The sequence below is a fragment of the Burkholderia sp. MSMB2157WGS genome, assembly GCF_001532755.1.
Lineage (GTDB): Bacteria > Pseudomonadota > Gammaproteobacteria > Burkholderiales > Burkholderiaceae > Burkholderia.
This window is the reverse complement of sequence record NZ_LPJG01000011.1, coordinates 72,949-92,523: the sequence shown is the minus strand read 5'-3', so window position 1 is coordinate 92,523 and position 19,575 is coordinate 72,949. Positions and strand designations below refer to the sequence as shown.

The 19,575-nt window shown below is 68.8% G+C and carries 18 protein-coding genes; 8 read left to right on the top strand and 10 right to left on the bottom strand.

What is annotated here, in order from left to right; all coding sequences use genetic code 11:
- The first annotated feature begins 124 nt into the window (after window positions 1–124).
- Window positions 125–1,195 carry a porin gene (locus tag WT53_RS05100; RefSeq protein ID WP_060258718.1) on the top strand — a complete coding sequence of 357 codons (1,071 nt, stop codon included), beginning with the start codon at window positions 125–127 and terminating at the stop codon, window positions 1,193–1,195.
- A 57-nt stretch (window positions 1,196–1,252) separates the two neighbouring features.
- Here the strand turns inward: WT53_RS05100 and WT53_RS05095 are convergent, their stop codons facing one another.
- Window positions 1,253–2,209: a LysR family transcriptional regulator gene (locus tag WT53_RS05095; protein WP_034206911.1), complete on the bottom strand. Its 957-nt coding sequence runs from the start codon at window positions 2,207–2,209 to the stop codon at window positions 1,253–1,255.
- Between the two features lie 179 nt (window positions 2,210–2,388).
- Here WT53_RS05095 and WT53_RS05090 point away from each other — a divergent pair, with 179 nt between their 5' ends.
- The 4 genes from WT53_RS05090 (at window position 2,389) to WT53_RS05075 (ending at window position 6,440) form a co-directional block, all read left to right on the top strand.
- Window positions 2,389–3,699, top strand: a complete 1,311-nt coding sequence (locus WT53_RS05090) for an MFS transporter (protein WP_060258712.1) — start codon at window positions 2,389–2,391, stop codon at window positions 3,697–3,699.
- Between the two features lie 31 nt (window positions 3,700–3,730).
- Window positions 3,731–5,002, top strand: coding sequence for a Zn-dependent hydrolase (locus tag WT53_RS05085; RefSeq protein WP_060258709.1), 1,272 nt, complete (start codon window positions 3,731–3,733; stop codon window positions 5,000–5,002).
- A 24-nt stretch (window positions 5,003–5,026) separates the two neighbouring features.
- Window positions 5,027–6,049 carry a histone deacetylase family protein gene (locus WT53_RS05080; protein WP_034206913.1) on the top strand — a complete coding sequence of 341 codons (1,023 nt, stop codon included), beginning with the start codon at window positions 5,027–5,029 and terminating at the stop codon, window positions 6,047–6,049.
- 103 nt (window positions 6,050–6,152) lie between these two features.
- Entirely contained in the window at window positions 6,153–6,440 is a 288-nt protein-coding gene (locus WT53_RS05075) for a hypothetical protein (protein WP_155294436.1), read from the top strand.
- 30 nt (window positions 6,441–6,470) lie between these two features.
- On the opposite strand, the gene WT53_RS05070 is transcribed toward WT53_RS05075, so the two are convergent.
- From WT53_RS05070 to WT53_RS05045, 6 genes are all read right to left on the bottom strand, one after another.
- On the bottom strand, window positions 6,471–7,433 hold the full coding sequence (locus WT53_RS05070; RefSeq protein ID WP_034206915.1) for a spore coat U domain-containing protein: 963 nt from the start codon (window positions 7,431–7,433) through the stop codon (window positions 6,471–6,473).
- Window positions 7,430–9,727, bottom strand: a complete 2,298-nt coding sequence (locus WT53_RS05065; RefSeq protein ID WP_230624908.1) for a fimbria/pilus outer membrane usher protein — start codon at window positions 9,725–9,727, stop codon at window positions 7,430–7,432. Before WT53_RS05065 ends, WT53_RS05070 begins: the two co-directional genes overlap by 4 nt.
- A 91-nt stretch (window positions 9,728–9,818) precedes the next feature.
- A complete protein-coding gene (locus tag WT53_RS05060; protein ID WP_034206917.1) occupies window positions 9,819–10,538 on the bottom strand; it encodes a molecular chaperone in 720 nt (239 codons plus the stop codon).
- A 15-nt stretch (window positions 10,539–10,553) separates the two neighbouring features.
- Window positions 10,554–11,051 carry a spore coat U domain-containing protein gene (locus WT53_RS05055; protein ID WP_034207870.1) on the bottom strand — a complete coding sequence of 166 codons (498 nt, stop codon included), beginning with the start codon at window positions 11,049–11,051 and terminating at the stop codon, window positions 10,554–10,556.
- Window positions 11,052–11,588: 537 nt separating this feature from the next.
- A complete protein-coding gene (locus WT53_RS05050; RefSeq protein WP_034206918.1) occupies window positions 11,589–12,788 on the bottom strand; it encodes an MFS transporter in 1,200 nt (399 codons plus the stop codon).
- A gap of 562 nt (window positions 12,789–13,350) precedes the next feature.
- Window positions 13,351–14,262 (bottom strand): LysR family transcriptional regulator, encoded by a 912-nt coding sequence (locus WT53_RS05045; protein WP_034206919.1) that lies wholly within the window; start codon window positions 14,260–14,262, stop codon window positions 13,351–13,353.
- 165 nt (window positions 14,263–14,427) lie between these two features.
- Between WT53_RS05045 and WT53_RS05040 the strand changes: the two genes are divergently transcribed.
- Complete coding sequence (locus tag WT53_RS05040) at window positions 14,428–15,348, top strand: pyridoxal-phosphate dependent enzyme (protein ID WP_034206920.1); 921 nt, start codon at window positions 14,428–14,430, stop codon at window positions 15,346–15,348.
- 249 nt (window positions 15,349–15,597) lie between these two features.
- Here the strand turns inward: WT53_RS05040 and WT53_RS05035 are convergent, their stop codons facing one another.
- Entirely contained in the window at window positions 15,598–16,770 is a 1,173-nt protein-coding gene (locus WT53_RS05035) for a DUF2242 domain-containing protein (RefSeq protein ID WP_034206921.1), read from the bottom strand.
- A 116-nt stretch (window positions 16,771–16,886) separates the two neighbouring features.
- Entirely contained in the window at window positions 16,887–17,780 is an 894-nt protein-coding gene (locus tag WT53_RS05030; protein ID WP_034206922.1) for a LysR family transcriptional regulator, read from the bottom strand.
- A 111-nt stretch (window positions 17,781–17,891) separates the two neighbouring features.
- Here WT53_RS05030 and WT53_RS05025 point away from each other — a divergent pair, with 111 nt between their 5' ends.
- Window positions 17,892–18,647, top strand: coding sequence for a TerC family protein (locus WT53_RS05025; RefSeq protein WP_034206923.1), 756 nt, complete (start codon window positions 17,892–17,894; stop codon window positions 18,645–18,647).
- 90 nt (window positions 18,648–18,737) lie between these two features.
- On the top strand, window positions 18,738–19,037 hold the full coding sequence (locus tag WT53_RS05020; protein ID WP_034206924.1) for a zf-TFIIB domain-containing protein: 300 nt from the start codon (window positions 18,738–18,740) through the stop codon (window positions 19,035–19,037).
- 112 nt (window positions 19,038–19,149) lie between these two features.
- Here WT53_RS05020 and WT53_RS05015 read toward each other — a convergent pair whose 3' ends face one another.
- A complete protein-coding gene (locus WT53_RS05015; RefSeq protein ID WP_034206925.1) occupies window positions 19,150–19,560 on the bottom strand; it encodes an Hsp20/alpha crystallin family protein in 411 nt (136 codons plus the stop codon).
- Window positions 19,561–19,575 lie beyond the last annotated feature (15 nt).

Below are 19,575 nucleotides of genomic sequence, written 5' to 3'. Positions count from 1 at the left end.
GGCCTGAGCGCGGAGCCGGGCGCAGCCTGCGCCGGGCGCTGTCGACGCAATCCCGTATCCCGCGATGGCGGTGCGGCATTCATGCCGCGCCACGCATCGTTTCAACCTCTTTCCATTGAATAGTATGACTAAGCATAGTGAAGTGCGCGGCATCGATGGCCGCGTGCAGCCGGTGCACGCCGGTGTTCGTGTCGCGGTGGCGATCGCCTGCGTCGCCGGTTCGGGCGTTGCGCGCGCGCAGGACGGCGTCACGCTGTACGGCGTGATCGACGAATTCGCGCAGTACGTGAATACGGGCAACGGCTATACGGCCGCGATCAACTCGGGCGGCCAGTGGGGCAGTCGATTCGGATTGAAGGGCGGCGAGGATATCGGCGGCGGCCAGAAGATCGAGTTCGCGCTGGAAAACGGCTTCAATCCGAACGACGGCTCGCTCGCGAGCGCCGGCAGCATGTTCAACCGGCAGGCGTGGGTCGGCATCGCGGGACAGTGGGGCAAGGTGCGCGCGGGCCGGCAGAATTCGCCGCTATTCAACGATCAGGGCGGGCAGGATGCGTTCGGCGGCGTCACGCAGGCGTCCGGCATGGACAACCTGACCGTGTTCGCGTTCCGCACGAGCAACACGCTGTCGTACCAGAGCCCGGAGATCGCGGGTTTCCAGGGCGGGCTGTATTTCGGATTCGGCGACGCGGGCGGCGTACGCTCGGCCGGTTCCAGCCAGCAGTTCGACCTGACCTACGAACACGGCCCGTTCGGCGCGTTCGTCGCGGGCCAGTGGTTGAAGAACGCCGCGGCGACCACGACCGATCGCACGCTCATGGCCGGTGCGTCCTACGCGATCGGCAAGGCGACCGTGTACGGCGGTTTTTCCGCAGTGAAGTGGGCCGACCTCGGGATCGATTCGCGCGTGTACGGGTTGTCGGTCAAATACCAGTTCAATCCTGCCAGCTACGTCGCGCTCGGTTACGCGTATCTGCACGACCAGTCGTCGCAAGGCAACAATGCGGATCAGCTCGGGCTGATGTATGAGTACGATCTGTCGAAGCGCACGAGCTTCTACGGTGCGCTGTCTTACCTGCGCAACCGCAACCAGGCCGGCTACACGCTCGCCGGTGCGGCGAATCCCGGCCTGCCGCTCGCGTACCCGGGCGCGAATGCGCGCGGCGTGCAACTCGGTATCGTGCATCGCTTTTAACGCGCGCCGCGCCGGGGCCTTGGGCGCCCGGCGCGTGCTCCGGCCGCACGCGCGCCGTCATTTCCCGAGCCGCTCCGCGAGCGAGTAGCGCTGCATGCAGCGCTCCATCGCGTCGAGAAACGCGTGCTCGGCCGCATTCATCTTGCGGTCGCGATGCCACAGCAGGAACACGTCGACATCGACGAGCCCGTCGTCGGGCGGTAGCCGCCACAGCCGCTGTTGCGCGATGTCGTCGCGCACGATGTGCTCGGGCAGGCAACCGATCCCGTAGCCCGCGAAGATCAGCCGCCGCACTTCCTCGAGGCTCGGCGACGACGCGACGATGCGCCCCGTGAAGCCTCTCTGGTCGCGGAACACGGTGAGCGGCGACAGGCTGTCGCCGATCTGGTCGCTCGTGAACGACACGAAATTCTCCGCGAGCAGGTCGTCCATCCGCAACTGCGTCTGCCCGAACAGCCGGTGATGACGGCCGCAGTAGATCGCATAGCGCTGGCGCAGGAAGCAGCGCATCTCCAGCTTGTCGTGCGGCGTGCGGCACAGGCCGAGCCCGGCCGTGGCCGTTTTCTGCAGCAGCGACGACAGGATGTCCGACGAGCGCATCACTTCGATCTGCAAATCGATACGCGGATATGCGCGATGGAAATCCGCGAGGAACTCGTCGTAGACGGGTGATTCGATGCGGCTCACCGTCAGCAGCCGGATCGAGCCGGTCAAGTCGGCCGTGCTGTCGTCGATTTCGGTCTCGAGGCGCGAGATGCCGCCGTAGATGTCGCTCGCGATCCGGTACACGGCTTCGCCGGCCGGCGTCGGCGCAAAGTGCGCGCCGCGCCGCTCGATCAGCCGGCGCTCGAGCGTCTCCTCGAGCCGCCGCAGCGCCTGGCTGACGGCCGGCTGCGTGACGTGCAGGCGCGCGGCCGCGCGGCTCACGCTGCGCTCCTGCATGATCACCAGATAGGTGCGCAGCAGGTTCCAGTCGAGGCGGTCGTTCAGGAACGGGGCGAGATCGGGGCGCATCGGGTCTCCGGAGCGGTCATTAGTTCGATTTATATCGCGAATAATAACTTGAAATTTGACTAATGATTTGCGGTCGCCGATAAAGGAGGGGCGCCGCAGCGTGCGGCGCGAGGCCGCGACAGACGGCCGTCGTCACGATATTGCGCGTCGCCCCGCCGCGGCGTGCGTCAGGAGCCCGCATGACCCAGTCCCTTCCTTCCGCCCGCCAGCCGGGGCGCGCCGCGACGGCCGCGTTCATCGGCACGATGATCGAGTGGTACGACTTCTACATCTACGCGACCGCTGCCGCGCTCGTGTTCGGCGAACTCTATTTCCCGTCGCACGATCCGTTCGTCAGCACGATGGCGTCGTTCGCGACGTTCGCGGTCGGCTTCTTCGCGCGCCCGCTCGGCGGCGTGATCTTCGGTCATCTCGGCGACCGCATCGGCCGCAAGAAGGCGCTGATGACGACGCTGATGATGATGGGCGTCGCGACCGTCTGCGTCGGGCTGCTGCCCGCTTATTCGAAGGTCGGCATCCTCGCGCCGGTACTGCTCGTCGCGCTGCGCATCGTGCAGGGGATCGCGGTCGGCGGCGAATGGGGCGGCGCGGTGCTGATGGCGGGCGAGCATGCGCCGCAGGGGCGCCGCACGTTCTTCGCATCGTTCGCGCAGCTCGGCAGCCCGGCCGGGCTGATCCTGTCGCTGATCGCGTTCCGCGCGGTCACGTCGATGGACAAGGCCGATTTCCTCGCATGGGGCTGGCGCCTGCCGTTTCTCGCGAGTTCGGTGCTGCTCGTGGTCGGCATCCTGATCCGGCTCGGCGTGAACGAGTCGCCGGAATTCGCGCGGGTCAAGGAAGCCAACCGCACGGTGAAGCTGCCGGTCGCGGAAGTGTTCCGTTCCGCCGCGGGGCTCGTGCTGCTCTGCATCGGCGCGAACACGATCGGCATCGCGGGCGTCTATTTCACGAATACGTTCATGATCGCGTACACGACCCAGTACGTCGGCGTATCGCGCTCGCTGATCCTCGACAGCCTGTTCGCGGTCGCGATCATCCAGTTCTTCGCACAGCCGCTCGCCGCATGGATCGCCGAGCGCATCGGCGGGGCGCGCTTCCTGAAACTCGCGGCACTGCTCGCGATGCTGTCGCCGTATCCGATGTTCATGCTCGTGCAGGGCGGCACGTCCGCTTCGCTGGTCGCGGGCATCGCGCTCGCCGTCGTCTGCATGGCCGGCTTCTACTCGGTGATCGCGGGTTTCGTCAGCGAGGTGTTTCCCGCACACGTGCGTTATTCGGCGATCTCGCTCGCTTACCAGATTTGCGGCGCGATCGCGGGCGGCCTGACGCCGCTCGTCGGCACGTGGCTCGCGCATCGCTTCACGGGCCAGTGGTGGCCGCTCGCGGTGTTCTACACGTGTCTCGCCGGCATTTCGCTGCTCTGCATCGTCGCGCTCGATGCGCGCCGCGCCGCGCGGCCGGCCACTGCCGAAGCGCTCGGCTCGCATTGAACCTCCACGAACGAATCGATCCGGAATGCATATGAACGACCTGCTGGAAATCGACGGCGCCCGCTTGTGGCGCAGCCTGGCCGACATGGCGCGCGTCGGCGCGACGCCGCGCGGTGGCGTGCGGCGCCTCGCGCTCACCGATGACGACCGGCGCGGACGCGATCTGTTCGCGCAATGGTGCCGCGACGCGGGGCTGACGGTGAGCGTCGATGCCGTCGGCAACCTGTTCGCCCGGCGCGACGGCGCCGATGCGCACGCCGCGCCGGTGCTGATCGGCAGCCATCTCGACACGCAGCCCGAAGGCGGCCGCTTCGACGGCGTCTACGGCGTGCTCGCCGCGCTCGAACTCGTGCGCACGCTGAACGACGCGGGCATCGCGACCGACAAGCCGCTCGAGATCGTGTCGTGGACCAACGAGGAAGGCGCGCGTTTCGCGCCGGCGATGCTCGGTTCGGCCGTGTTCACGGGCGCGTTGCCGCTCGACGACGCGCTCGCGACGCAGGACGCCGACGGCGTCACGCTCGGCGCGGCGCTCGACGCGTGCGGCTATCGCGGCACGTGCGCAACGGGCGGCGCGGTCGACGCGTATTTCGAGGCGCACATCGAACAGGGGCCGGTGCTCGAGGCGAACGGCACGACGATCGGCGTCGTCACGGGCGGGCAGGCGATCCGCTGGCTCGACGTGACGGTGACGGGCGTGGCCGCGCACGCGGGCACGACGCCGATGCCGTATCGCAAGGATGCGTATTTCGCGAGCGCGCAGATTGCGCTCGAACTCGAACGGATCGTCGCCGCCTACGCGCCGCGCGGGCTCGCGACGATCGGGCAGATCGGGATTCGCAACGCATCGCGCAACACGATTGCCGGCGACCTGACGTTCACGGTCGACCTGCGTCATCACGACGATGCCGAAGTCGATGCGATGGAGCGCGACCTGCGCGACGCATGCGCGCGCGTCGCCGCCGTGCGCGGCGTGCAGGTGGCGATCGATACCTGCTGGCGCAGCCCGGCGACGCCGTTCGACCGCGATTGCGTCGGGCTGGTCGCGCAGGCGGCTGCCGCATTCGGCTACACGCACGAGCGGATCGTGAGCGGCGCCGGCCACGACGCGATCCTGCTCGCACGCCGCTGCCCGACCGCGATGGTGTTCATTCCGTGCGTCGGCGGCCTGTCGCACAACGAAGCCGAGGACGCGTTGCCCGACGACGTGACGCGCGGCACGAACGTGCTGCTCCATGCGGTGCTGGCGCGCGCGGGCATCGCGACGCGCGTCGACGCGCTGGCCGTGACGCACGGCGCCTGATACGGCGAATCGACGAGGACCTTCATGAAAACCTATTTCCATCCCGAACAGCTGCTGCACCATCCGCGCAGCTACCTGTCGCGCGGGCAGATGCGCGAGCCGCAGGAAGTGCCCGAACGTGCGGCGCGGCTCGTCGCGGCCGTCCGCTCGCTCGACTTCGACGTGCGCGAGCCGGCCGACCGCGGCGCCGCGCCGATTGCTGCCGTGCACGACATGAACTACCTGCGCTTTCTCGAGGACGCGCACCGCGACTGGAAGCGGATGCCCGACGACTGGGGCGACGAAGTGATGTCGAACGTGTTCGTGCGCGATCCGAACCCGCTGCGCGGCGTGCTCGCGAAAGCCGCGCGCTATCTCGCCGACGGCAGTTGCCCGGTGGGCGCGAATACGTGGCGCTCGGCGTACTGGTCGGCGCAGGACGCGCTGGCCGCGGCCGCCGACGTCAACGACGGCGCACGCGAGGCCTACGCGCTGTGCCGACCGCCCGGTCATCATGCGCGCCGCGACGCGGCCGGCGGCTTCTGCTACCTGAACAACGCGGCGATCGCCGCGCAGGCGCTGCTCGGCCGCCATCGCCGCGTCGCGATTCTCGATACCGACATGCATCACGGGCAGGGCGTGCAGGAGATTTTCTACGGCCGCGACGATGTGCTGTACGTATCGATCCACGGCGACCCGACCAACTTCTACCCGGTCGTCGCGGGCTACGAGGAAGAGACGGGGGCGGGCGCCGGCGCCGGCTTCAACCTCAACCTGCCGATGCCGCACGGCGCGCCGGAGTCGGCGTTCTTCGAGCGGCTCGACGACGCGCTGCGCGCGCTCGCGCGGTTCCAGCCCGATGCGCTCGTGCTCGCGCTCGGCTTCGACATCTACAAGGACGATCCGCAATCGCAGGTCGCGGTCACGACCGACGGGTTCGGGCGGCTCGGCGGCGCGATCGGCGCGCTCGGATTGCCGACGGTGATCGTGCAGGAGGGCGGCTATCACCTCGAGAGTCTCGATGCGAACGCGCGCGCGTTCTTCGGCGGGTTTGCCGCCGCACGCTGACTGATGCTGCGGGGCCGGATCGAGGCGCGCGGGTTCAAGTTTTCCGCGTGCACGCCGATAATTCGCGCATATGCTGAATGGATGCACGAAGGAGGGCCGCACGATGACACCCGGCCAAATCACCCGTACGATGGTCGCGCTGGCGATGCTCGGCGCAGGTCCGCTCGCGGGCGGCGCGGAGCCGTCGATTCCGCTGCGCGTCAGTCTCACCATTCCGGAAACCTGTACGATCGGCCCCGCCGTTCGACAGGCCGTCGATGCCGACATGCCGAGCGTCGATTGCGCGCTCGGCACGCCGTTCGTGCTGAGCCGTGCGCCGCTGCCCGACCGGCGATCGATGCCGCACAGCGTCGGCGCAAGTCCGGCGTCCGCGTGGACCGTCACGTTCTGAGCGGCGCGCGCCGTCGTCCCGTCGTTTCCGCTAGAAACTGATCGTCGCGGTGATCGTGTCGCTGTAGTTGCCCGGCGCGGGCGTGGGTTGCGCCGGCACCGCGCCGTACACGGTCACGACCTGCGACGCGCCGGTGCCGACGCCCGTCACCGTCGCGCTGCCGCCCGTCCCGTCGCCCCACGCGATCGAGCGCGCCGCGTCCGTGTAAAGCCCGTAGTTGACCGTCCCGCCGCCGCCGCTGCGCTGCATCTGGCGCGCCGTCACGTTGCCGCTGCCGCCGCCGTTCAGCGCGATCTTCCACGCGTCGCCGTTGGTGCACTGCGCGGTGATCGAGCCGGTTGCGGTAAGCGCGCCCGACAGCACGCTCGCGGTGCCGAAGTCGACGTTGGTCGCGCTGATGTTGCAGTTGTTGATCACGTTCGCCGTCGCGCTGAACGGGAAGGTTCCGTTCGACGTGGTCAAAGACGCGCAGGTCGGCGCGCCGAGCAGGTAGAACCCTGCGTTGATCGATGTCGTGTTGCCTCCGAACGTCTGCGAGTAGGGGGTCGTGCTGTTGCCGGTCGTCGGCACGGTCGGCTGGTTCGCGGTGATCTGTCCGTAGATCGTGACCGTGGCGCTCGCACTGGTGCCGAGCGCAGGTTTGACGAGTGTGACGGAGGCGGGCGTCGTACCGGAATAGATGGAACCCCATGCGACGGAGTGTGCGGCATCGAGGTAGAGGTCGTACTGCATCGAGTTGGTGCCGTTGACGAGGCTGCGCGGGCTCGTGCCGCCGAGACTCAGGCACACGAGCACGTTCGGCGTCAGCGTGACGGCCGACCACGTGCACGTGATGCTGACCGTGCCGGTCGCGGCGACCGATGCGCGCGTGATCGGGCTGACCGAGCCGAAGTCGACCGTCGACGCGGTGGCCGTGCACGTTTCGGCCTGAGCGTGACGCGGCATGCCGCACCATGCGACGCACGCGACGACGAGCAGCAGCACGATCCTCATGGCGCCGCCTTGCAGGCGAGCGGGCCGACGGTCGGCAGCGTGCCGTTGGCGGGCGCGGTGAACGCAAATTCCGCGACGCAATGCTGCGTGCCGTAATCGATCGCGAGATGGTTGTCGTCCTTCAGCCCGTCGACGAAGGTAAGCCCGTCGTAGCCGACGATCGTGTCCGCACCGCTTTCGACGTGATGCACGCGTGCGCCGGCCGGCAGCGGCTTGCCGGCGCCATCGTGCAGGATCACCGATGCCGCGCGATAGCGCGACACGCCGAAATGCGCGACGACGCCCGATTGCGCCTGCGGCACGACCGTCATCGACGTGCGGGCGATCCGCGCGTCGGCGGGCAGCTTCATCGAGTCGATCGCGATCTGGTTGTTCTGGTACGCGTTCAGGTCGGGCACGAGCAGGTGTCCCGCACGGTCGGTCGTGCCGATCACGCGGTTCTCGTGCAGCACCGGGATGCCCGCGACGCCATCGGTCGACACCAGTGCGAAGCCGTCGTCGATGCGGCGCGACAACTGCAGGCTGCGGTCCATGAACACGAGCGCGCCGCTGACGTCGAGCGATGCGCCGGTCTGTCCGTCGATGCTCTGCGCGCCGGCGATGACTTCGCCCGCATGGCCGAGGTAACGCAACTGCGCCTGCCGGTAGGGCACCGCGCCCGTGCCGCCCGTCTGTACGCCCCAGCCCCAGCCGCCGTCGTAGTCGGGCGGCCGGCTCGCGTCGACCGTGTAGTTCGACTGGCCGCGCTGGCGGCCGACGGTCGTGTTGATCGACGTGTTGCGGCCGAGCCCGATGTTCAGCGACACGAACGCCCCGTTCGCGCCCTGCTGTGCGAAATCACGGTAGGCGCTTACGCTCAGCGACGCGAGATCGCCGAAGCTCAGCGTATACGACACGGTGCCGATCCGCGCGCTCGGGCCTTGCGGCAGCCGGAAGCCGATATAGCTGAGCGACAGCGTCTGGCGGTGCATGAACGGCAACGCGAGCGTCGCCTGATCGGTCGCCGCCGGCACCGGCGCACCGTCGCGCGACGCGAGATCGCCGTAGCGGCCGAACGCGCGGACCGTCTGCGCGTTGATCGAGAAGCGCGGTTCGATCAACTGGTAGCCGACGCTCACCTGCGTGCCCGGATAGCGGCCGGTGCTGCCCGCGACCGCACCGCTCACGACGCCCGCGTAGCCGAGCCGCATCAGCGCGCCGACGCCGGCGTCGAGTACGCCGGCGGTCGCTTCGGCATGCCCTTCGACGGTCAGCGCGTCGCTGACGCCGCGCCGCATTGAGCCGCTGACGGCCGGCCGCGCGTCGTAGTCGAACGACCGCAGCGCGTAGTTGCGGCGCAGGAAGCCGACCTCGAACGAGTAGCTCGACAGCCCGGCCGACAGCATGCGCGTGTCGACGTAGAGCGGCACGGAGGTCGCGACGGTGCGCCCGAGCGCGTCGCGCGTGATGACGGTCGCCTGGCCGGCGCCCGTGATGCCCGGCACGTCATGGATGATGAACGGCCCGCTCGGCACGTTGCCGGTGTACTGGCGTACGTTGTTGATGTACAGGTCGACCGCGGACGGCACTGCCGCGGAGCCCGCGAGCGACGGAATCGGGAACGTCACGAGGTCGGGCCGCAGTGCGAAGTTGCTGCGCCACTGGAAGCCGCCGAGGCGTACCGAGCGTGTCCATGCGAGCGATCCCGAGATTGCATCGCCGATTTGCGTCGTGCTCGGTCGTGCCGGATCCGAACGGCTCCACGACGTGTCGAAGCGCGTATAGCGTCGCTGGCCGTTGTAGAAATACGCGGTGCCGGTGGTGTTGAACACGCCGTTCGGATCGAAGTAGCGCACGTCGGTGTAGAGCGAAAACTGCCGGTCGCCGATCGTCTGCGCGTAGGCCTCGTAGTTGATCGCGATCCCGCGCGACGCGGTGGCCGCTTCCGTGGCCGGCAACGCGCGGCTGTCGATCGTATGCGGGCGGCGCAGCGCGTCGGTCATCTCCAGGTCGACGCTCTGGCGGGCCACGTCGTAGCGGTAACGCAGGCCGGCGATCGTGTCGAGCTCGACCGTCGCCGCATCGGCGATGCCGAGCCGGTCGGTCGCGACGCCGACCGTGCGCAGATCGGCGCCGCTCGCCGACAGGTGGCCGTCGCGTTCGCGGAAATGCACGAGCAGCGTCGTGCTTTCGCCGTTGACGCTGACTTCGAGGATCACGTCGTGCGTGCGGTCGGTCATCACGAGCGCCGCCGGTTCGTCCGCTCGTGCGCCGCCGCGCACGAGCAGGCCGCCGGCCACGACGGCCGCGAGCACGAGGCGCCGTGCGCGTCGCGACGTTCTGCGTCCGTCGGGCGGGAACGTGCCGGCGCGTGGCGAAGGAGCCGGGCGACGGTGCACCGGCGGCCTAGCCAGGCGGCTCCACCGCGACGACCGCGCTGGCCGGCTGCGAATTGACGGCTGCCCGCACCGTGACCTTGCTGCCGAGCGCGACGCCGGTCGGCAGCGGCACGCTCCACTGGCCGGTGCGACCCGCGAGTGCATAGCCGAGTAGCCCGTGCGTGAGCGGATACGTGCGGCCGTCGCCGGTCACGAGCTCGACCGACGCCAGTTGCGCGCGGCGCGCGCCGTCGTTGCGCACGCGCAGCACCCAGCCGCCGTCGCCGCGCACGAGCGCCCAGTCGAGGTGCGGTGCCCCCTGGGTCGGCGGTTCGACGAACACCGGAATCGAATAGCGCAGCCGGATCGACACGCCGTTGGTCGGCGCCTCGCCGGGCTGCGGCAGTTCGTCGATCAGCAGCCGGTAGCTTTGCTCGATGCCGGATGGCGTGCGCGATGCGCGCACGACGCGAATCAGTTGCTCCGACTGCGTGCCGACCTGGATCAGCGGCGGGCTCGCGACGAGATCCTGCGTGGGTGTCAGCGTGTCCTGTCCGTCCGCCTGGTCCCAGCGGAACACGCGGACCTGGCCGTACACGGGGCGGTTGCCCGGATTGCGCAGCGTGATGCCGGTGGCCGTGTCGTCGGTGCCGAATTCGATCGTGACGGGGGAAATCTGCAGCGACGCGGCGTGCGCGGCGCCGACCGCGCATAGCAGCGCGGTGAGCGTTCGACGTAATGCGGTCATGCGTGGCGATGCCGGTCAGAAGTAGACGGTGGCGGTGACGGTCGTCTGATAGGTGTCCGGCTTCGGCGTCGCCTGCGCGGGCACCTGGCCGTAGACGGTCAGCGTCTGCGCGGCGCCGGTGCCGGTGCCGGCCACCGTGTTCGTGCCTTGCGTGTTGCCCCAGATCGTCGTGCGCCCGGCATCCTGGTACAGCTGGAAGCCGACGGTCGTCGTCGTGTTGCCGGTCGACGTGCCGGCCATCAGGCGGCTGGCGACGCTCGACCCCGTGACCGAACCGGCATCAAGGCCGACGTTGTACGGCGTCGTGTTGGTGCAGGTGACACTGACGGTCGTCTGCTGGTTGATTGCGGTGGCCAGCACGCCGTTGGTGCCGAAGGCCAGCGGGTTCGCGGCGATCGTGCAGTTCGGCTGGAGTGTCAGCGTAACGTTGAAGGTGGCGGTCGCGGTACCGTTCGAATAGGTGGCAGCGTCTGCAACGGGCGTCGCCAGGCCGATTGACAGCACGAGCGACAATGTCGTGGATGCGATGGCGACTTTCACACTGCCCCCTCAACGATCGGTTTTTCATTGGATTTAATGCCGCGCTCCATATGCGGCAGCGTGGTAAATGCTGATCCGAATCGCTCGGCCTTTCAATCTCGAAGCTGGAACTGTTTCATTTTGTTACAAATAGATGGATCGTGGAGTGAATAAGCTCGGAAAGTATTGCGATTTTTAATTTTATTGTTCGTCGCTGCCTGAAATATTTTCCCGGAATGCAGAAGTAACTACACCGCTCGTGTCCGACGGAATGATTTTCCGAGTAGCGTGGAATATGGCCGAGCGTGCGGGCGGAATGGAGAATTAATGCGCGATGGTAGGCGGTGACGGGTGAATTGTTTCGATGGATCGAACCGATTCGATTTGAATGGCGTCCGCAGAGTGGGGTGCCCCGGATTTTCCCTAATTGAAAAAGGAAGTTTGGCTTGCCGGCTGAAAATGAAAGCGGCCGCATTGCGCGGCCGTGAAAATGCGTGCGGAAAGGTGCAGGCGGTTCGGGCGCGCCCGTGCTCACGAATTCGCGGCGGCCGGCGTGCGGCGGCGCTGCGTGACCTGCAGCATGACGAGCGCGAGCCCGGCGGCGGCGATCAGCGCGCCGACGAGCGGCACCGCCGCGTAGCCGAACCCGGCCGAGATCGCCGCACCGCCGGCGGCGGCGCCCACCGCGTTGCCGAGATTGAACGCGCCGATGTTGACGGCCGACGCGAGGCCCGGCGCTTCGTGGGCGGCGCGCATCACGCGCATCTGCAGCGGCGGCACGACCGCGAACGTCGCAATCCCCCAGACCAGCAGCGTGACGCCGGCGCCCGCATGCGTGGCGGCGAGCAGGGGGAACGCCGCCATCGTCGCGATCAGCAGCACCAGGAAGCCGATCAGCGTGCCGTCGAGCGAGCGGTCGGCCAGCCGGCCGCCCGCGACGTTGCCGATCGAGAAGCCGACGCCGATCAGCACGAGCATCGCGGTCACGAAGCCGGGCGTTGCGCCCGTCAGGTGTTCGAGCGTCGGTGCGACGTACGTATAGAGCGTGAACATCGCGCCGGCGCCGAGCACCGTCGTCGCGAGCGCGCCGAGCACGACGGGCCGCGTCAGCACGGAGAGTTCGGCGCGCAGGTCGGGCATCGTGCCGGCTTCGCCCTTCGGCAGCGCGGCGAACAGGCCGGCGATCGCGATCACGCCGAGGCCGGCGGTCGCCGCGAACGACATGCGCCAGCCGATGAGGTGGCCGAGCCAGGTCGCGGCCGGCACGCCGCCGACGTTCGCGATCGTCAGGCCCATGAACATCGTCGCGACCGCGCTGGCCTGCTTGTCGCGCGGCACGAGGCTTGCCGCGACCACCGAGCCGAGCCCGAAGAACGCGCCGTGGTTGAGACTCGTCACGAGCCGCGCGAGCAGCAGCGTCGTGTAGTCCGGTGCGACGGCCGACAGCAGGTTGCCGATCGTGAAGATCGACATCAGCGCGATCAGCGCGGCGCGGCGCGACCAGCGCGCGAGCAGCAGCGTCATCAGCGGCGCGCCGACCATCACGCCGATCGCATACGCGCTGATCAGCATGCCGGCTTGCGGTATCGACACGTGCACGCCGTCGGCGATCACGGGCAGCAGGCCCATCGGCGAGAACTCGGTCGTGCCGATGCCGAACGCGCCGGCGGCGAGTGCGAGCAGCGGCAGTGCGCCGCCGCCGCGGGACGGGGAGGAAGTCGTGGGGTTCACGCGGTGAGCTCCTGTAATCGGGGAACGACGGCACGAGGCCGTTGAGGACAGCGTGAAGTGTGCCAGCATGACTTTTGCGGAAAAAGCCGCATCCGGGCGAAATTATCTTGATTTCATGTCAACAATGCAGCGTGCGGGCAACGTGCATGGCGTGACTCGGGCGCGGAGCTTCGGGGGGAAGGCGAGCGCCGATGGCCGACGTCGCGCAATAGCCGGAAAGCCTTTCACCGCCGGGCTCGACGGCAAAAAAGCCCCGACCACAGGGGGACCGTGGCCGGGGCGGAAACGCATCCTCTCTTTGGCACGAGGGGTTGGATGCGCGCGCAGTATATTTCGGGCCATGACGATTCGAATCGGCGTTAAACGACTGTTTTTGGTGTCAATTTGAAAATTGCGGGGTCGTGGCGTCGTCCGTCGGCGTTCCGAAAGATTTTTCGAAGACGCGATGGCGTCGTTTAGTCCACGAAAACCGCAGAAACGCCGGGATCGCGGAAATGGGCCTTCCGTTCGTCGGCGTGGCAACGTGCGTCGTCCGATCGCGCGCCGATGCATCCGCCTTCGTTCAGCCCGATTCGCCGGCCGCCTCGCGGACCGCCGCCAGGAAACGCGCGACGACCGGCGACGGCGCCGCCGCCGCGCCGTCGAACACGAACTCGATGTCGAAGCGGCTCGCGAGTTCGTCGAGCGCGACGAGCCGGACCGTGCGCGGGCAGGTCGGCGACGCGCTTTCCGGCACGAACGCGCAGCCCATCCCGGCCGCGACGAGACCGATCAGCGTCGGGATGTCGCTGCCGACCTGCGCGATGCGCGGCGTGAAGCCGGCCTGCTGGCACTGGGTCATCAGGAACCGGTGGTGCGCGGCGGAGCGCTGCGCATCGAACCAGACGAACGGCTCGTTCGCGACGTCGGCCAGCGTGCGCGGCGCGACGAAGCGGCCGCCCGGCGGCGCGGGCATCGCCAGCACGAAGCGATCGCTCAACAGCCGTACGCCCGTCAGGTGTGGCGCTTCCTCGCGACGCCACGCCATGATCCCGGCGTCGAGCTGGCCGCGCATCAGCGCGTTCGCCTGTTCGGCCGACAGCATCGGCGCGATCGACAGTTTCACGTCCGGGCACGCGTCGCGAAACGCCTTCAGGACGTTCGCGACGACCGGCAACGGCAGGCAGTTCGGTAGCGCGCCGAGCCGCAGTTCGCCGAGCTGGCCGGCCGCACTGCGCAACGCGCGCTCGCGGCTGTCCTGCAGCATCGCGAGCAGACCGGTCGCGTCGTGCAGGAAGCTCGTGCCGGCCGCCGTGAGCGTGACGCCCGTCGCGCGGCGAATCAGCAGCGGCGTGCCGATCGCGTCCTCGAGCTCGCGGATCTGCCGCGACAGCGCCGGCTGCACGATGCCGGCCGCGCGGGCGCCGGCCATCACGCTGCCGGCCTGGGCGACGGCGACGAAGTAGCGCAGGTGACGCAGTTCGATCTGGCGCATGCGGTGTCCGGTCCGGTGAGTGGATATGCCTGCCAAGCATAGCAAACGCCATTCGATGGTATTGGAAAGCATGACGAGCGTGCCGTACGATGACCACCGTCGTTGCCGCATTCGCTTCGTCGCGCGTCGCGTGCGTTTTCCTCCGTCCTCATTGCGTCCCGTCTTATGCCGCTTCATATCCCGACTCCTTATATCCGCTCGCCCATCGCGTCCCGTCGGCTCGGCAAGGCCATCCGGCTGAAGCTCGATGCGCTGCAGCCGTCAGGCTCGTTCAAGCTGCGCGGCATCGGCGCCGTCTGCGAAGCGCGCCAGGCGGACGGGGCCCGGCGGTTCGTGTCGTCGTCGGGCGGCAACGCGGGCATCGCGGTCGCGTATTGCGGCCGCGAGCTGGGCGTGCCGGTGCGCGTCGTCGTGCCGGAAAGCACGTCGGCCCGGGCGCGCGAGCTGATCCGCGTCGAAGGCGCGGAACTCGTGGTGCACGGCGCGAGCTGGGCGGAGGCGAATACGTTCGCGCAGTCGGCGCTCGGCGAGCACGACGCGTTCGTGCATCCGTTCGACGACCGCATCCTGTGGCAGGGGCACGCGACGATGATCGACGAGATGGCGGCGGCAGGCCCGAAGCCCGACGCGGTCGTGCTCGCGGTCGGCGGCGGCGGTCTGCTGTGCGGCGTGCTCGAAGGGCTGACGCGCAACGGCTGGCACGACGTGCCGGTCGTCGCGGCCGAGACGGAAGGCGCCGACTGCTACGCGCGCTCGCTCGCGCAGGGGCGTCCGGTCGAACTGGCGGCCATCGCGAGCATCGCGACGACGCTCGGCGCGAAGCGGCCGTGCGACGCGGCGGTCGAATGGGCGACACGCCACGCGATCCATCCGGTCGTCGTGTCCGATGCCGACGCGGTGGCTGCATCGCTGCGGTTTCTCGACGAACACAGGATCGTCGTCGAGCCTGCGTGCGGCGCTGCGCTGGCCGCGCTGGAGCGGCCGGTGCCGGTGCTCGCGTCGGCAGCGGACATCGCGGTGATCGTCTGCGGCGGCGTGACCACGACCGTCGAGCATTTGCAGACGCTGCGCGCGACGTTGCGGTAGGCAACGGCGCCGGCGGACAGCGCAGTCGCGAGACGGCGGGCCGTCTGTGATCGTCGCGTGGGGTGAACTGCGGGCTTGGGCGGCGTGCGGCCAGCGGCGACGTTGCCTCTCCGTCAGCCTTTCAATCCCGCGGCCATGCGCGGCGGGCGTACGGCCGCGGGATTGAACGGTTTCGGGGAATGACGCGGAAGGGAGGCGTACCGTCGCGCTACGGTGCATTCGCCCGGGCGCGACGATACGGGAGGGCGGTCAGTGCGCGGTTGGCGCGCTCGCGCCGGACGGCGCGGACGATGCGACCGGATCGGCGGCAGCCGGCGCAGGCGATGCGCTCGGCGGCGCCGATGCCGATGCAGATGCGGGTGCCGATGCTGCCGCCGAAGGCGCGGGCGCGACCGACGACGGAGCGGCGGCGCTCGGCCCTGCTGCCAGACCCGAAGCAGACGCGGGCGCGGAAGCCGGTGCGGCCGTCGAACCTGAGGTCGACGAAGGGGCCGGCGCGGTTGCCGGCCCGGAAGCCGGCACAGGCGCCGATGCGGGAGCCGGAGCCGACGCAGGCGCCGGACCGGCCGCCGAAGCCGGCGCAGGCGCAGGCGCGGACGCCGCTGCGGGCGCGGCGCCCGAAGCCGGCACCGACCCGGACGCCGCCGTCGGCGCGGCAGCGCGCGTTGCAGGCGCCGCGACGGCCGATGCCGCCGACGGCACGGCATTCGCACCCGACCCCGGCGCGACGCCCGGCGCCGAAAGCGGCACCGGCGCCGCGGGCGGCGTCGGCACGACCGGCGTCGTCATCTTCATCGGCTCGCCCTGCGGCGTCGGCGCGGGCTCGGGCAGCGGCGCGACGGGCTCCTTCTCGGCAGCCTTCACGGTCGCACGGTCGCGGCGCGCCGGATCGATCTTCAGGAAATGGTCGACGAGATTGAAGAAGCGCTCATAGAACACGCCGGCGGGAATCGTCTCGCTCGCGGTCTTGACGAGCGCATCGTCGCTCGACCCGATCGGCAGCGACAGCGAGCCGAACACGCTGAGGCCGACGCTGGCCGACGTATTCGACTTCTTCAGCGTATAGCGGTCCTGCACGGCGTTCACGTACGCGATGCTCGACGAGCCGTCCGCATTCGCATCTGCGCACACGACGTGAAACTCGATCACGACGTGCATGTCGTTGCTCGGCTGGAAATTCTTGCTGCCGTCGACGGCATCGTTGCGCGACGACGACACCACGTAGCCCTGGCTCAGCAGAGCGCGCCGCGCGGCCTCGCAGGCCGCGTCGGATTTCGAGTGGAACGTATGCGCATACGGGCTGCTGGTCGCGTCGAACTGTTCCTGCTGGTAGATCGGCTTGGGCGGCGACGAGCATGCCGCCAGCACGGTCGCGGCCGCGAGCGCGCACGAAACGGAAAACAGGCGAAATCGGTTGTGCATGGCGTCTTTCAGAAGGCTCGGCGAGAGGCGGCGCAAGGGTGGTGCCCGGATGGGCGTGCACACACGTCTCGTGTGGCCGGGGCGACATTATAGTTTCGTTTGATGTCGCGCTCGCTTCAGACGGCCGGCGCGCCGTGCGCCGAGGCCAGCAAGCGCGACGTCAGCGGATGATGTTCGCCGCGCCGCGAGCGGATCGCGTGGATTTCCTCGGTCACGTCGCCCGCCCGGCCGAGCCGCCTGAGCCCGCGCAACAGCGACGCATCGTTCGCGCCGAGTTCGCTCAGCGGAAACACGCCGAGGCCGCGCGCCGCGAACACGGCCATCAGCGCGCTGTCCTCGAACTCCCCGGCCACCCGCGGCACGATCCGCTCGCTTTCCAGCCACCGGTCGAGACGCGCGCGCAATGCCGAATGCGCGGTCGGCAGCAGCATCGGCAGGCCGGCGAGGCACTGCGGAAAGCGCTGCCGTGCGCTCGGCGTGACGAGCGCCGCGGGCCCGTACCAGTCGACCGGCGACGCGACGAGGCGCTCGCTCGTCACGCGCAGGTTCGACCCGGACGGCGCGCCTTGACCGGCCAGCACGAGATCCAGATGATGCAGCGCGAGTTCCGCGAGCAGCGCGTCGTGCTCGCCCTCGTGGCACAGCAGCCGCAGCGTGGGCGTGTCGAGCACCGGGGCCAGGATCGCGTGCGCGGCGAGCTTGGAGATGCCGTCCGCGAGGCCGACCGCGAGCCGCACGGTCGGCTGGCTGGCCGCCGCGCGTACGTCGTCGGGAATCAGCCGGCCCATCTCGAAGATGACCTCCGCGCGCGCGAAGGCGGCTTGCCCCGCGTCGGTCATCGCGACGCCGCGCCCGGCCGGCCGCAGCAACTGGTGCCCGAGCGATTTCTCCAGTTCGCGCACCTGCGCGCTGATCGTCTGCACGGCTATGTCCAGCCGGGCGGCCGCACGCGCGAAGCCGCCTTCCTTCACGACGACCCAGAAATAGTACAGATGTCGAAAATTCAGCATCGGAGCAGGATATATCGTAAAAACCGAATCTAATGTCAGATTCTCTCTGATTTTTCCGAAGTGTGGGGGCGGCATATCATCGGGCTTTCCACTTTCGTATCGGCCCATTCCATGGACTACCTGCTGACGCTTGCCGCCGACCCCGCCGTCTGGGCCGCGCTCCTCACGCTCGTCGTGATGGAAGTCGTGCTCGGCATCGACAACCTGATCTTCATCTCGATCCTCAGCAACAAGCTGCCCGAGGCGCAGCGCGCGCGGACGCAGCGCCTCGGCATCGCGCTCGCGCTGGTGATGCGCCTCGCGTTGCTGGGCAGCGTCGCGTGGATCGCGAGCCTCACCGAACCCGTGTTCACGCTGTTCGACCATGCGTTCTCGTGGCGCGACATGATCCTGCTGTCGGGCGGCCTGTTCCTCGTGTGGAAGGCGACCACCGAGATCCATCACCACGTGTCGCACGACGGTAACGGCGCGGGCGGGGCCGTCGGTGCGGCCGGCCTGACGGTGTGGGCCGCGATCGGACAGATCGTGATGCTCGACATCGTGTTCTCGATCGACAGCATCGTGACCGCGATCGGCATGACCGAGCACGTCCCGATCATGTTCGTCGCCGTGATCGTCGCCGTGGCCGTGATGCTGTTCGCCGCGCAGCCGCTCGCACGCTTCATCGACCGCAACCCGACGATCGTGATGCTCGCGCTGTCGTTCCTGGTCGTGATCGGCATGACGCTGATCGCCGAAGGATTCGGTTCGCACGTGCCGAAGGGGTACATCTATGCGGCGATGGCGTTCTCGGCGTTCGTCGAGGGCATGAACATGCTGGCGCGGCGCGCGAAGGCGAAGCGGGCGGCGCACGTGGCGCGCGACTGACGCGGCACGCGTGACGCCGGCCGCCGCAGCGGCCGGCTCTTTCACCTCATACGGATTCCGAATGAAATTAGAACGGAAAGGAGAAATGCGATGAAATGCCCTGTCTGCAAGACGCCCGACCTGCTGATGGCCGAGCGCCAGTCGATCGAGATCGACTACTGTCCGACCTGCCGCGGCGTATGGCTCGATCGCGGCGAACTCGACAAGCTGATCGCCCGCGAAACCGATGACGCGCCGGCTCGCCGCGACACGCCGGCGCAACGCGATGCGTACGCGCAGCACGGCCGCGACGACGGCTGGGGGCGCGATGGCCGCTCGCACGACGAGCGATACCGGCACGACGGCCGGCGTCGCAAGAAGTCGGTGTTCGACCTGTTCGATTTAGATTGAATCTGCCGTCCGCGCGCCCGAATGCGCGCGGCTCGATGCAACAAAGCCCCGCCCGGCATCGCGCCGGTGCGGGGCTTTTTCACGCGCGTCGTGTCAGGACGCGCATCGACCTTTACGCATTGCCGGCCGTCACGTCGATGCGGCGCGGGCGCGTTTCCTCGCGGTGCGGAATCGTCAGCGTCAGCACGCCGTCGCGCAGGTTCGCGTCGATCCGCGACGTGTCGAGATCGGCGCTCAGCACGAAGGACCGCGCATAGCGCGTCGCCCGCACTTCCGCGTGCCGTACGCGCAGCTCGGCCGGCGTGTCGATGTGCGTGGCGGCTTCGATCGTCAGCGTATTGTCGTGCACCTTCACGTCGAGGTTCTCGCGCGGCACGCCGGGCAGGTCGGCCCGCAGCGTGACGCCGCGCGAGCCCTCGACGATGTCGACGGACGGGGTGATCGCGGGCCGGCGGGCGGCTTCGGCGGCGGCAGCGTGAACGGTGCCCGGGTGGTGTTCGGCCAGGGTCGGATTCGTGTTCATGTCGGTATCCTGAAG